Below are 1,380 nucleotides of genomic sequence, written 5' to 3' on the forward strand. Positions count from 1 at the left end.
GACTTCCGTACATGTCAAGGGTAGGTAAGGTTTTTCGCGTTGCATCGAATTAATCCACATCATCCACCGCTTGTGCGGGTCCCCGTCAATTCCTTTGAGTTTTAATCTTGCGACCGTACTCCCCAGGCGGTCAACTTCACGCGTTAGCTACGTTACTAAGGAAATGAATCCCCAACAACTAGTTGACATCGTTTAGGGCGTGGACTACCAGGGTATCTAATCCTGTTTGCTCCCCACGCTTTCGTGCATGAGCGTCAGTATTGGCCCAGGGGGCTGCCTTCGCCATCGGTATTCCTCCACATCTCTACGCATTTCACTGCTACACGTGGAATTCTACCCCCCTCTGCCATACTCTAGCCTTGCAGTCACGAATGCAGTTCCCAGGTTGAGCCCGGGGATTTCACATCCGTCTTACAAAACCGCCTGCGCACGCTTTACGCCCAGTAATTCCGATTAACGCTTGCACCCTACGTATTACCGCGGCTGCTGGCACGTAGTTAGCCGGTGCTTATTCTTCCGGTACCGTCATCCCCCCGAGGTATTAACCCAGAGGATTTCTTTCCGGACAAAAGTGCTTTACAACCCGAAGGCCTTCTTCACACACGCGGCATTGCTGGATCAGGCTTTCGCCCATTGTCCAAAATTCCCCACTGCTGCCTCCCGTAGGAGTCTGGGCCGTGTCTCAGTCCCAGTGTGGCTGGTCGTCCTCTCAGACCAGCTACAGATCGTCGCCTTGGTAAGCTTTTACCCCACCAACTAGCTAATCTGATATCGGCCGCTCTTGTAGCGCGAGGCCCGAAGGTCCCCCGCTTTCCTCCTCAGAGCGTATGCGGTATTAATCCGGCTTTCGCCGAGCTATCCCCCACTACAAGGTACGTTCCGATATATTACTCACCCGTTCGCCACTCGCCACCAGGTGCAAGCACCCGTGCTGCCGTTCGACTTGCATGTGTAAGGCATGCCGCCAGCGTTCAATCTGAGCCAGGATCAAACTCTTCAGTTTAAACCTGTTACTGTTTTCGGTTTTTCGTGATAAATCACTAGAACCGGTCGCTCTCAAAGTATGCTGACAAGTTAATTACTTAACTTACCTATTACTATGTGAGCCTCAATAAATTTAAAGCTTATCTGCCGAAGCAGACGCACTATTCATCGAGTGCCCACACTTATCGGTTGTTTAATTTTTAAAGATCAATCGCATCTGACTTAACTTCGTCGCTTAATTACCGCGCCGTCGCTTCGTTTTCTGCGTCGCTGCATCAGCAGCAGAGAAGTGAGATTATGTCGCAGCTTCTCGTCGTCGTCAACAGTTTTTTTCGCTTTCTTCGTTCGTCGCCGTAGCGACTCACAAGCTCCAAAACCACTAACCACCGGGCTTTC

Annotated in this window: 1 rRNA gene; it reads right to left on the reverse strand. The window is 51.1% G+C overall.

Annotated elements, in window-relative coordinates:
* Positions 1-1,003, reverse strand: a 16S ribosomal RNA gene (locus PCO31010_RS26480); the annotation flags it as partial.
* Positions 1,004-1,380 lie beyond the last annotated feature (377 nt).

It is taken from the genome of Pandoraea commovens (genome assembly GCF_902459615.1).
GTDB classification, from domain to species: Bacteria; Pseudomonadota; Gammaproteobacteria; order Burkholderiales; family Burkholderiaceae; genus Pandoraea; species Pandoraea commovens.